This window comes from Halorubrum trapanicum, from assembly GCF_017873555.1.
Taxonomy (GTDB): Archaea; Halobacteriota; Halobacteria; order Halobacteriales; family Haloferacaceae; genus Halorubrum; species Halorubrum trapanicum.
In genome coordinates this window covers 124,311-136,262 of sequence record NZ_JAGGKE010000006.1, presented here as the reverse complement: position 1 = coordinate 136,262, position 11,952 = coordinate 124,311, and the positions used below count along the sequence as shown (strand labels likewise).

General features: G+C 71.2%; 9 protein-coding genes. 8 read left to right on the top strand and 1 reads right to left on the bottom strand.

All coding sequences use genetic code 11. The features are described 5' to 3' along the window. Positions 1–46 precede the first annotated feature (46 nt). From J2744_RS08635 to J2744_RS08610, 6 genes are all read left to right on the top strand, one after another. Positions 47–814, top strand: a complete 768-nt coding sequence (locus tag J2744_RS08635; RefSeq protein WP_209546766.1) for a nucleotide-binding protein — start codon at positions 47–49, stop codon at positions 812–814. After that, complete coding sequence (locus tag J2744_RS08630) at positions 811–1,410, top strand: hypothetical protein (protein ID WP_209546763.1); 600 nt, start codon at positions 811–813, stop codon at positions 1,408–1,410. The genes J2744_RS08635 and J2744_RS08630 overlap by 4 nt, the downstream gene beginning before the upstream one ends. Positions 1,411–1,606: 196 nt before the next feature. After that, complete coding sequence (locus tag J2744_RS08625; RefSeq protein WP_209546760.1) at positions 1,607–2,236, top strand: hypothetical protein; 630 nt, start codon at positions 1,607–1,609, stop codon at positions 2,234–2,236. A 381-nt stretch (positions 2,237–2,617) separates the two neighbouring features. Beyond that, on the top strand, positions 2,618–4,996 hold the full coding sequence (ppsA, locus tag J2744_RS08620) for a phosphoenolpyruvate synthase (protein WP_209546755.1): 2,379 nt from the start codon (positions 2,618–2,620) through the stop codon (positions 4,994–4,996). 77 nt (positions 4,997–5,073) lie between these two features. Continuing rightward, on the top strand, positions 5,074–6,189 hold the full coding sequence (gene mfnA / locus J2744_RS08615) for a tyrosine decarboxylase MfnA (RefSeq protein WP_209546752.1): 1,116 nt from the start codon (positions 5,074–5,076) through the stop codon (positions 6,187–6,189). 521 nt (positions 6,190–6,710) lie between these two features. Continuing rightward, the gene (locus tag J2744_RS08610; protein ID WP_209546749.1) at positions 6,711–7,346 is read left to right on the top strand and encodes a halocyanin domain-containing protein; all 636 of its coding nucleotides are present in this window, start codon (positions 6,711–6,713) and stop codon (positions 7,344–7,346) included. Positions 7,347–7,393: 47 nt separating this feature from the next. Here the strand turns inward: J2744_RS08610 and J2744_RS08605 are convergent, their stop codons facing one another. After that, positions 7,394–8,443, bottom strand: a complete 1,050-nt coding sequence (locus tag J2744_RS08605; protein ID WP_209546746.1) for a glycosyltransferase — start codon at positions 8,441–8,443, stop codon at positions 7,394–7,396. A 116-nt stretch (positions 8,444–8,559) separates the two neighbouring features. Here J2744_RS08605 and J2744_RS08600 point away from each other — a divergent pair, with 116 nt between their 5' ends. Continuing rightward, positions 8,560–10,410, top strand: a complete 1,851-nt coding sequence (locus J2744_RS08600) for a S9 family peptidase (RefSeq protein WP_209546743.1) — start codon at positions 8,560–8,562, stop codon at positions 10,408–10,410. A 78-nt stretch (positions 10,411–10,488) separates the two neighbouring features. Next, positions 10,489–11,952, top strand: coding sequence for a PAS domain-containing sensor histidine kinase (locus J2744_RS08595; protein ID WP_209546741.1), 1,464 nt, complete (start codon positions 10,489–10,491; stop codon positions 11,950–11,952).

Sequence of the window (11,952 nt, the reverse complement as noted above, 5' to 3'; positions counted from 1 at the left end):
GCCAGCGATGGACAGCTTTTAGCCCGCCGACCCGACACGTCGGCGCATGGTCGAGGCGTTCGCGGTCGCCAGCGGGAAGGGCGGCACGGGGAAGACGACGAGCACGCTCGCGCTCGGGATGGCGCTCGCGGCCGACCACGACGTGACGGTCGTGGACGCCGACACGGGGATGGCGAACCTCCTCTTTCACGCCGGACTCGACGACGCGGCGGTCACCCTCCACGACCTGCTCGTCGGGGGCACCGCGACGGACGTGAGCGAGGCCACCTACGAGCGGTTCGGGCTGTCGGTCGTCCCCTGCGGCACCTCGCTGGCCGGCTTCGAGGCCGCGGAGCCGGAGCGCCTCCGCGACGTGGTAGCGGAGCTGGCGCGCGACACCGACGTGCTCCTGCTGGACTCACCGGCGGCGCTGGGGTCGAAGTCCGCCGTGCTGCCGGTCGTCCTCGCCGACCGCGTCGTGGTCGTCGTCGAGCCGACGATCCCCGCGCTCTCGGACGGCCTGAAGGTCCAGGAGTACGCGCGCTCGTACGGCACGGAGACCGCCGGCGTCCTGTTCAATAAGGTCCGGAGCGAGGCCGACGGCGTGGCGGCGCAGGCGGAGCGCCACTTCGGCGGTCCCGTCCTCGCGAACGTCCCCGAGAGCGACGCGGTCCGGGCGGCGCGCCGGGCGGGGAAGCCCCTCCTCGCGCACGCGCCGGAGAGCGAGGCCGCGGCGCGCTACCGCCGGGCCGCCGACCGGCTCGACGTGCGCGACGGCGACGGCGACGCGGTCGCGGACCGGTTCCGCAGCGCGGTCGTCCCCGACACGCCATGAGCGGAGAACCGGAGGGGTCGCCCGCGGAACCGGCCACGCTCACCATCCCGCGGGGGACCCTCCTGCGCTCGCGCGTGGTCTCGGACGTGGGGACGACGCTGTCGCGCGCCCTCGACCGCGAACTCACCGGCTACGCGACGCTCGTTCCCCAGGAGACGCTACTGCTGTCGGGCGAGGCCCGCGGCGTGATCACGTTCGACGACGGCGTTCCCGTGCTGGCGTACAACACGGTAACGGACAGCGGCGGGCCGGACGCGCTCGCGGAGCTGGCGGTTCCGGGTCCCTACCGCGTCGAGCTGTACGCCGTCGACGCGAGCGGGCTGGCGGCGGCCCACGAGGAGGACGCGCTGCGCGTCGCGCCCGACGCGGCCGCGACGGAACTGGCCGACGACGCCGACCTCGCGGAGCTGACGCGCGAGGCGGCACCCGAGGAACGCCTGCGAGACGCCGACGACGAGGACGACGCGGTCGCGGCCTTTCTCGACGACGACGACCGGATCGACGCGATCCGCGAGCAGGCGCGGTCGGAGGCCCGCGACCGCGCCGCGGAGTGGGGACTCGACGACGCGCTCGACGGACCGAGCGACGCCAAGTGAGCGAGCCTCACCCCGAGTCCGGCTCGGCTCGACGCGACCGGATCCGTGGAGCGGCGGCTCCGGACCGAACCGTTATCTCGCCCCGGTCCCTCGGGCCGGTATCACGGTCCTCAGCCTCCTGCGGCTGACGACGCCCGCCGACTTCGCGGACTGGTACGCCGCCGGCCGCGCGTACACGACCAGCGTCGCCCGGGGGATGGGGTTCACCGGGGTCGACGCCCTCGATGCCGACCGAACCGCCCGTCGCCTCCGGACGGCGCCCGACGAACTGACGCCCGCCGAGGCGCGCTCGGTCGCGGCGACGCTGCTCGCGGACGGCGCCTTCTCGGAGCCGTACTGCGAGTGGCTGCCGACGTGGTACGAACTCGCGCTGATCGCGCCGGTCCGGTACGCCGACTGGCGACTGCGACGGGTCGTCAGCGCGGTCACAGACCGGGCGTCCGTGACCGCGACCGCGCCGCGCTTCTCGCGCCCGACCGACGTCCGGATCGACGGCGCGCCGGCGTTGTCGCGGGTCTCCGGCTTCCGCGAGCGGTTCCTCCTCGCCGACTCGCTGCTCCACCTGGAGTGGTTCGACCACGTCGCCGCCGCCGACGGGATCGAGGTGCCCGCCGACCTCGTCGCGCGGACCCGCGAGGAGTCGCTGTCGTACTACGGCGGCGAGCGCGACCGGCTCTCGCCCGACGTGCGGCGGTTCCAGCGCCACCTGTTCGCCGACGACCGGTGGGTCCGGCGGGTCGACGAGGCGTACGGTCTCGACAGCCGACTGTTCGGCCTCTGGGAGCGCCTGCTGCGAGGCGAACGGCGGCGGCTCCGCGACGACTGAGTCCGGCTCCGAGGTCGGTCGTGACACACCGGGATCCGTCGAGCCGGATGTTACAGATGTTGTAACGTGTTACGGTAGTGGATTACGAAACGAGGGGTAAGTATAGACGGAAACGACCCGTACGGAAGGGTACGAACCGCGGTTCGGTTCGCTGTCCCCGACTCTTCGGCCCTTGTATCGCTGAAATAGCTGGTTGCGTTTCATCGCCCGCGATCTCGCGTCACGCGACCGGACGGTGCTGAACGCTCGTTCGGTGACTCGCGTTCGGAGCGTCCTCTACGGTACGCTATCGGTCACAACTCGGTACCGAGTTGTGTTTTATTCATCGTTGCGTTTGCCGGAAGCTTCATAGGTCGCCTCGCGGATCCTCCGAGTACACGAATGGCAGTACTCTTGCTGGAGGACGTCGACGCCGACGACGTCGGGACCGTCGGCGGAAAGGCCGCGTCGCTCGGCGAACTCATTGGTGCGGGACTCCCGGTGCCGCCGGGGTTCGCCGTCACCGCGGGCACGTACCGCACCTTCATCGAGGAGGCCGGGATCGACGACGAGCTGTTCGAGGCGGTCGACGTCGACCCCGAGGACTCCGCCGCGCTCCGCGAGGCCGAGGAGCGCGCGGAGGAGCTCATCCTCGACACGCCGCTCCCGGAGTCGGTACGGGAGGAGATCCTCGCGCAGTACCGGGCGATGGGCGAGGACGGCGAGGCGGCGTTCGTCGCGGTGCGCTCGTCCGCCACAGCCGAGGACCTGCCCGACTCCTCCTTCGCCGGCCAGCAGGAGACGTTCCTCAACGTCCGCGAGGACGATCTCCTCCGGCGCGTCAAGGAGTGCTGGGCCTCGCTTTTCACCCAGCGCGCGATCTACTACCGGCAGCAGCGGGGGTTCCCGCACTCCGAGGTCGACATCGCGGTCGTCGTCCAGCGGATGGTCGACGCCGACAAGTCCGGCGTGATGTTCACCAGCCACCCCTCGACGGGCGAGCCGCAGGTCACCATCGAGGCCGCGTGGGGGCTCGGCGAGGCGGTCGTCTCCGGCACCGTCTCCCCCGACAACTACGTGTACGACCGGAAGCGGGGCGAGGTCGACGAGGTCACCGTCGCGGACAAGAAGGTCGAGATGGTGAAAGACGAGGAGACCGGCGAGACGGCCCAAGTCGACGTCGACGAGGGCCGCCGCACGGCGCGGGTCCTCTCGGACGGCGAGATCGGCGACCTCGTCGAACTCGGCGAGCACGTCGAGGACCACTACGGCTCTCCCCAAGACGTCGAGTGGGCCATCTACGACGGCGAGATATACATGCTCCAGTCGCGCCCGATCACCACGATACGGGAGGACGCTGGCGACGAGGGGGGCGCGAGCGAGGTCGCCGCGGGCGGAGCAGGCACCGACGCGGCGACCGCCGACCGCGACGGCGCGGCGGCGGGGACCGGACCGAACGGCAGATCGGGGGCGAACGGCGCGACGAACGGCGACGACGACGCGGACGTCCTCGTCGACGGACTCGGTGCGAGTCCGGGCGTCGTCTCCGGGGCCGTCCGGATCGTCCACAAGCTCGATCACCTCGATCAGGTCCAGGAGGGCGACGTGATGGTGACGGAGATGACGATGCCGGATATGGTACCCGCGATGAAACGCGCCGCCGGCATCGTCACCGATGAGGGCGGGATGACGAGCCACGCGGCGATCATCTCCCGCGAGCTCGGTGTCCCCGCGGTCGTCGGGACCGGGAAGGGGACCCGCGTGCTCGAAGACGGCCAGCACGTCACCCTCGACGGCGACAAGGGGACGATCCGGGCGGGCGAAGACGAGTCGGCCGAGTCCGGCGAGGAGTTCGAGCCGGTGGAGGCCGCGCGCCCCGAGACCCCCGTCAAGCCGATGACGGCGACGGAGGTGAAGGTGAACGTCTCGATCCCGGAGGCGGCCGAACGCGCCGCGGCGACGGGCGCCGACGGCGTCGGCCTGCTCCGGATCGAGCACATGGTGCTGTCGCTCGGGAAGACCCCCGAGAAGTACATCGCCGACCACGGTGCCGGCGCGTATCAGGAGGAGCTCATCGAGGGCGTCCGGCGCGTCGCCGACGAGTTCTACCCCCGACCGGTTCGGGTACGCACCATCGACGCGCCGACGGACGAGTTCCGCGAGCTGGAGGGGGGCGACGGCGAGCCGGTCGAACCCAATCCGATGCTCGGCTGGCGCGGGATCCGGCGGAGCCTCGACAAGCCGGAGCCGTTCCGCCAGGAGCTGGCCGCGTTCGCGCGCCTCTACGAGATGGGGTACGACAACCTGGAGGTGATGTTCCCCCTGGTCAACGACGCGGCCGACGTCGAGGGGATCGCGGGGCACATGCGCGAGGCCGGGATCGACCCCGAGACGCACCGCTGGGGCGTGATGGTCGAGACGCCCGCCAGCGCGCTCCAGATCGAGGAGCTCGCCGAGGCGGGGATCGACTTCGCCTCCTTCGGCACCAACGACCTCACGCAGTACACCCTCGCGGTCGACCGCAACAACGAGCACGTCGCCGACCGCTTCGACGAGCTCCACCCGGCCGTGTTGCGCCTCATCGGCGACACGATCGAGACGTGCCGCGAGCTCGGCGTCGACACCAGCATCTGCGGGCAGGCCGGCTCGAAGCCCGAGATGGTCGAGTTCCTCGTCGAGAAGGGGATCTCCTCTATCTCCGCGAACATCGACGCGGTCCGCGACGTCCAACACGAGGTGAAGCGAACCGAACAGCGGCTCCTGCTCGACTCGGTGCGTTGAGTCCGTCTCAGGGGAATTATCTCCGTCGGAGCCGAGAGCGGAACGGGTAAGAGCCGCCCCCGGCAAGGGGAGGGCAGATGCGTCAGCCGGAACCGGAGCCGCAGTCGTTCGACCGGGTGCTCTCCTCGATGTGTACCGAGCCGCACCCGGACGCCCGCGCGGCCGCCGAGCGGTTCCTCGCGACGAACCCGGGCGACCCCGCCACCTACGAGGCGGTGGCGGACCTGGAGGCGCGCGCGGTCGAGCGGCTCGCGACGCTCGCGGACCACCCGGATCCGGAGCGCGCCGCGGGGTACGTCACCTCCGGCGGTACCGAAGCGAACGTTCAGGCGGTGCGGTCGGCCCGGAACCGCCACGGCGGGAGCGACGACGGGCGCGCCGGGAGCGGCGTCAGGCACGGCGGGAGCGCGGTCAACGTCGTCGCACCGGCGAGCGCGCACTTCTCGTTCACCAAGGCGGCGGAGCTGCTCGGGGTGGAGCTGCGGACCGTCCCCCTCGACGACGACTACCGGGCCGACGCGGACGCGGTCGCGGCCGCGGTCGACGACGCGACCGCGCTCGTCGTCGGCGTCGCCGGCAGCACAGAGTACGGCCGGGTCGACCCGATCCCGGAGCTGGCGGCGATAGCCGACGAGGTCGAGGCGCAATTTCACGTCGACGCCGCGTGGGGCGGGTTCATTCTCCCCTTTACCGACCGCGACTGGTCGTTCGCCGACGCGCCGGTCGACACGCTGACGATCGACCCCCACAAGTTCGGGCAGGCGCCGGTGCCGGCGGGCGGCCTGTTGGCCCGCGAAGACGCCGCACTCGACGCGCTCGCGGTCGACACGCCGTACCTGGAGTCCCGGTCGCAGGCGACCTTGACCGGAACGCGGAGCGGTGCGGGCGTCGCGGGCGCCGTCGCGGCGATGGACGCGCTGTGGCCCGACGGCTACCGCGAGGCCGCCGAGCGCGCAGCCGACAACGCCGACTGGCTCGCCGCCGAACTTGCGGACCGCGGATACGACGCCGTCGACCCCGAGCTCCCGCTCGTCGCGGCCGACGTCCCCGAGTCGGAGTTCGCGGCGCTCCGCGACGCGGGCTGGAAGGTGTCGCGGACCGGAAGCGGAGAGCTCCGCGTGGTGTGTATGCCGCACGTGACGCGGTCGACGCTGCGGGCGTTCCTCGACGACCTCGACGGGATTCGGCGGTAGGTCGTATTTAAATACGCGACCGCAGCGGCGACGCTCCCTTATAAATAGACGATGCGGTGGCGCGCCGGTGAGCGGCCGCCACCGGCGGCCGCGAACCGCCCGCGAGGGAAGTCAGTCGCCGGAGCGGAGCGACGGCGACTGACGAGGCTGGGGAGGCGTGAGGTGCGGTGCGGCGCGGTGCGGGGTGGGACTCAAAGGGGCAGCCGGGAGGTGGGCGCAGGCGACGCAAGCACTGGAGGGAGCGAAGGAAGTGAGCGACCGAAGCGCGCAGCGAGCGTGCGCCCACCTCCCGGCTGGGGCTTTGGTGGTGTTCACCACGAGACCCGCGTATCGCCGAGCGGCCGGGACTTTGGCACCGGCCACCGCCGCGTCGCGGACCGCTTATAAATAGTCGACAGCGGTATCTCCGTTCGTTTTAAAAACAACCGCACAGCCGGCCGGAGTCACGGTCGGCCGAGAATCGTCGTCGTCGCCGCGTTCGGATCAACATATTCACTACGGGCGACCACGAACCGGGCTGTATGAGTTCGGACGACGTCTCTCGGCGCGCGTTCATGCGGACGGCCGGCGGTGCGGCGGCCGCCGCCGGCGCGGCGACGGCGACGGCGGGGACGGCGGCTGCACAGGAAGTGGAACCCGACTGGCCGAGCAGCGCCGAAGGGAACGGCGGCTCCTATACCGACGCCCGCGGCCAAGACGAAGTGACCATCTCGGTCGGCGCAGGCGACCAGGGCCTCGCGTTCGATCCGACGCTGGTGTGGGTCGACGAGGGGACGACGATCATCTGGGAGTGGACGGGGAACGGCGGCGACCACAACGTCCAGACGGTCGAGGACGGCGGTCCGGCCAGCCTCGACAGCGGCGACCCGGTCGGCGAGGAGGGGAACACCTACGAGTACGAGACCTCGAGCGAGGACGCCGGCATCACCCACTACCACTGCGTGCCCCACACCGCGGTCGGGATGCACGGCGGCATCGCCGTCGGCGAGGACGTCGCCACCGTCGACGTCGGCGGCGGCGAGTCGAACGCGGTGTTCGTCCCTGACGCCGCCCGCGCGCTGGGGATCGCGACGTTCATCGCGATGGTGAGCACGCTGGGACTGGCGTTCGTCTTCATGAAGTACGGCGGTTCGATCACCCGACAGGAACAGGCGTAGCGGACGGCGATCGCGCTCTTCTCGGTTCCCCCTCGCCCGTAGCTCCGTCACTCCCCGTCGACGAGCTCCTCGTACAGCGCGACGTAGCGGTCGATCACCGCCTCGTGGTCGAAGGAGGCGAACTCGCGGTCGACCGCGCGGCGCTCGAGGTCGCCGACCGCGACGAACTCGTCGGCCAGCTCCGCCGGGCTCGTCACGAGCCGGCCGCGCTCGCGCCCCTCGACGAGCTCGTGGGCGCTGGAGTCCGCCTGGTACTCGACGAGGGCGACGCAGCCGCACGCGACCGCCCACAGCAGGTCGGTCGCGAACGTCTCCCACGTCGCGGTCGCGACCGCGACGTGCGTTCCTTTGAATATCGGAATCCGCTCTTCGGTCGGGAGGTCGCCGAGGAACTCGACCCGGTCGTCGATCCGGAGGTCGCTCGCGGTCGACTCGATCCGGCCGCGCTCCGGGCCGTCGCCGATCACCGCCGCGGTCCAGTCGCGGCCGCGCAGCTCGGCGAGTCCGAGGAGGAACGTCTCGACGTTGGCGTGGCGGTCGAGCCGCCGCGCGTACACCGCGTCGAACCGGTCGTCGACGGCCGCGGACTCGACGGCGTCGAAGTCGATGCTCTCGGGGAGCACCCGCACGTCGTCGCCGTCGGCGCCGTGCTCGCGGACGCGCGTCTTGGTGGTCCGGGAGGGGGCCGTCACCGCGTCCGCGCGGCGCGCGAGGGGCCGATACCAGCGGCGGGCGTCGGCCGGGTGGTCGCGCCACCAGTCGACGACGACCGGGGTCCGAGAGAGCGTCCCGCCGACCGTGGCGGCGAGCGCGGGCGTCGGCGGGCTGTTGACCGCGTGGACGACGTCCGGTCCGACGCGCCGGAGCGCGGCCGGGAGCTTCGCGGCGAACGCGACCGGCGTCGGCTCGGCGGTGACCGAGCGGTACTCGATCCCCTCGTCGTCGAAGGCGTCGTGGTCGCCGCCCCACCAGCGGGCGCAGAGCCAGACCACGTCGTGCCCGCGGTCGGCGAGTCGGCGGGCGGTTCGGAGCGTTCGCGTTCGCGCCGGGGTCTCCCCGTGTCCGGGGGCGAAAAGCGAGACGAACGCGACGCGCATACGCCGACCGCACGGGGGGCGCCGGTAAAAAGACACGGCATCCGGGCGGAGCGTCGGTCCAGATCGGGGGGTCCGCCACCCGAAACGGTTTCACGGGGCGCGCGGAACCGAGTGGCATGCGACAGTACGACATCGAGCGCTACCTCAACGTGCGGAACGCGGGCGGCGCCGACCTCGGTCCCGACGGCCGGCTCTCCTTCCTCCTCGACACGACCGGCACGGGCCAGGTGTGGTCGGTCCGCGAGCCGGAGTCGTGGCCCGAACAGCACACGTTCTTCGAGGAGTCCGTCTCCTTCGTCGACTCCTCGCCGGAACGGTCGGAGGCCGTCTTCGGCATGGACGAGGGCGGCAACGAGCGCGCGCAGCTGTACCGGCTCGACTACGAGTCGGGCGCGATCACGGACCTCACCGACATGCCCGAGGCGAAACACCGGTGGGGCGGCTGGAACTCGACCGGCGACCGGTTCGCGTTCGCGTCGAACCGCCGCGACGAGGCCGTCTTCGACGTGTACGTCCAGGGCCGCGACGAGACGGGCGACGACGCCGAACTCGTGTACGAGGGCGACGGCTGGCTCTCGGTCGCCGGCTGGTCGCCGAGCGACGACCGGCTGATCGTCCACGAGGCGCACTCCTCGTTCGACCACGACGTGTACACCCTCGATCTGTCGAGCGGAGACCTGACCCACCACACGCCCCACGAGGGCGACGTGCGGTACTCCGGCCCGGAGTGGGGTCCCGACGGCGAGGGGGTCTACCTCGTCACCGACCGCGAGACGGACACGCTGCGCTTGGAGCGGCTCGACCTGGAGACCGACGAGTTCACCGTCGTCGCGGACGGCGGCGAGTGGAACGTCGACGGCGTCGCGATAGACGAGGACTCCCGCCGGCTCGTCTACTCCCGGAACGTCGACGGCTACACCGAGCTCACCGCCGGCGAGCTCGTCGCGCCGGACCGGATCGACGAGTTCCCGGAGCCGGACCTGCCGGACGGCGTCGCCGGCGGCGTGAGCTTCGGTCCCGAGGGCGACCGGTTCGCGGTGACGGCGACGGGGAGCACGCGCAACGCGAACGTCTACGTCGTCGACGCGACCACGGGCGATACGGAGCGGTGGACGCGCGCCTCGACCGCGGGCGTCCCGCCCGACACCTTCGTCGAGCGCGAGCTGGTCCACTACCCGACGTTCGACGTCGACGAACGACGTTCGTCGGCCAGCGAGACGTCGTCTCGCGCTGGGCGCGAGATTCCCGCGTTCTTCTCGGTCCCGGAGACGGAGCCGCCCGAGTCGGGCTACCCCGTCGTCGTCGACATCCACGGCGGGCCGGAGTCCCAGCGGCGGCCCTCCTTCGCCTCGGTCACGCAGTACCTGCTGAACCACGGGTACGCGGTCTTCGAGCCCAACGTCCGCGGCTCCTCGGGGTACGGGAAGGCGTACTCCGCGCTCGACGACGTGGAGAACCGGATGGACTCGGTGCGAGACATCCGCGAGGGGGTCGGGTGGCTCCACGACCACCCCGAGGTCGACCCGGACCGCGTCGTCGCGATGGGCGGCTCCTACGGCGGCTTCATGGTACTTGCGTCGCTGACGGAGTACCCGGATCTGTGGGCCGCGGGCGTCGACATCGTCGGCATCGCGAACTTCGTCACGTTCTTAGAGAACACCGGCGACTGGCGGCGCTCGCTGCGCGAGGCCGAGTACGGCTCGCTGGCCGAGGACCGCGAGTTCCTCGAGGCCGTCTCCCCGATCAACAACATCGACCGGATCGAGGCCCCGCTGTTCGTCCTCCACGGCGAGAACGACCCGCGGGTTCCGGTAGGTGAAGCCGAACAGATCGTCGAAAAGGCGCGCGAGCAGGGCGTTCCGGTCCGCAAGCTGATCTTCGACGACGAGGGGCACGGCTTCGCGAAGCTCGACAACCGGATCGAGGCGTACCGCGAGATCGTCGACTTCCTCGCCGAGCACGTTTGAGCCGTCGTCCGGCGGAGCGCTCTCGGGACCCGGAGACCGCCGTGACGGTTATGGAGGTACGCGAACGAGAGTGAGGAGATGAGTCGGTCCGAGCCGCACGGCCTGCTGCTCGATCAGTCACAGGACAAGGTCGCCCTGCTGGACGAGGAGGGGACGTACACGTACGTCAACGCGGCCGTCGAGCGGATCTTGGGCTACGAACCCGCGGATATCGTCGGGACGAGCGCCTTCGAGTACGTTCACCCGGACGAGCGAGAGGGGGTGCGACGAACGTTCGAGGGAGCGATTCGCGCCGCGGAGTTCACCGAGGTCACGGCGGAGTACCGCCACCGGGCCAGCGACGGGTCGTGGGTCTGGCTGGAGAGCCGGATGTCGAACCTCACCGACCCCGCGCTCGACGGGTTCGTCGTCAGCTCCCGCGACGTCACCGACCGCGTCCGGGCGGAGCGCCAGCGCGCGGAGGCGGCCTCGAACCTCCGGGAGATCGCGGCGGTCTCCAGCGACGTGCTCTGGATGTTCGACGCCGACTGGTCGGAGCTCCTCTTCGTGAACCCGGCCTACGAGGAGATCTACGGGGCGTCGGTCGACGAGCTCCGCGGCGATCCCGGGGCGTTCCTCGACGCGATCCACCCCGACGACCGGCCCGCCGTCCGGGAGGCCATGGAGACCCTCTCCGGGGGCGCGTCCGTCGACATCGAGTACCGGGTGAACGCCGCGGAGAACTACAACCGGTGGGTCTGGGTACAGGGGGAGCCGATCACCGAAGGGGGCGAGGTGATCCGGATCACGGGGTTCACGAAGGACGTCACGGACCGGCGGCGGCGCGAGCGACAGCTCGTCGTGATGGACAACCTCTTGCGGCACAACCTCCGGAACGACCTCAACGTCGTCCTCGGCGAGCTGGAGGAACTGGAGACCGACGTGCCGGAGTCGGCGGAACACACCGCGGTGATCCGGCGCGTCGGCGAGGGGCTCCTCGAGACCGCACAGAAGGAACGCGACATCATCGAGCTGATCACCGACCACCGCGAGACCGATCGGATCGACCTCCGGAGCGTGGTCGCGGAGTGCGTCGAGCGCGTGCGGGAGCGGTACCCGGCGGGCTCGATCGAGGTCGACGGGCTCGACGAGGTCGCGGTGACGGGCCGCGCGGAGCTGCGGTCGGCGGTGACCGAACTGCTGGAGAACCCGTTTCAGCACGCCGACCGCGAGAACCCGACGGTGACGGTGCGACTGCGGCGCACCGAGGCGGGAGCGGAACTCGTCGTCGAGGACGACCTCCCGCCGATCCCGGCCGTCGAGGCCGACGTGCTCACCGGCGACCACGACATGACTCACGTCTACCACAGCAGCGGGCTGGGGTTCTGGCTCGTCTACTGGAGCGTGGAGCTGTCGAACGGGACCGTGGCGGTCGACGCCGGGATAACGGGCGGCGAGCGCGACGGCCGAGACGCGGCCGGCAACGAGCGCGGCGAGGGCCGTTCGCTCGACGGCGCGCGCGGTAACCGGATCACGGTGTCGCTGCCGCGAGCGTCCGAGTGA